This window comes from Undibacterium hunanense (assembly GCF_014284335.1).
Taxonomy (GTDB): Bacteria; Pseudomonadota; Gammaproteobacteria; order Burkholderiales; family Burkholderiaceae_D; genus Undibacterium; species Undibacterium hunanense.
Genome location: NZ_JACOGF010000044.1, coordinates 1 through 569, shown reverse-complemented (window position 1 = coordinate 569; position 569 = coordinate 1). Strand labels below are relative to the sequence as shown.

Below are 569 nucleotides of genomic sequence, written 5' to 3'. Positions count from 1 at the left end.
GGCGCAGGTGGCGCAGGCCGGGACTGAGTATCCGGCCAAACTCAGCGAGCAGGCCTCGTATCTGGTTGGCGGTCGCAGTACGGTGTTTGACCCAGGCTTCTCTTACTCTGTGCAGGGCTTGTATCTGTTGTTCTTCACGGCTGCGTATCGCCACTCTCTGGATACTTTCTCTTACTGCTGCTTCTGCGATACCTGCGGCATCTCTGGCATCGGTCTTGTTTCCTTGCACAAAGCCTTTGACGTATTGGGGTGCCATCAGTTTGACATCATGCCCTAGCGATTGGAGCTGGCGCGCCCATTCGTGGGCTCCTCCGCAGGCTTCCATACCTACCAGACACGGCGGCTGTGAGGCAAAGAATCCCATGACTTCGCTACGCTTGAGTTTCTTCGACAGTAGCTTCTTGCCCCGGGCATTGGCACCATGAACTTGAAAAATACTCTTTGCCAAATCCAATCCAATTACGGTAATCTTTTCCATGACGCTTCCCTTCTGTTAAGTAGTTTGTCGAAACTCTACTTTGGCACATCACGATGCCGTTTGGGAGGGAGGCGTCCATTTCATTACCCTA

General features: G+C 53.1%; 1 protein-coding gene. It reads right to left on the bottom strand.

The window, feature by feature from the left end:
• Positions 1 to 478 (bottom strand): IS110 family RNA-guided transposase (locus tag H8L32_RS27235; RefSeq protein WP_186951006.1); only part of this gene is annotated, 478 nt, incomplete at its 3' end.
• Positions 479 to 569 lie beyond the last annotated feature (91 nt).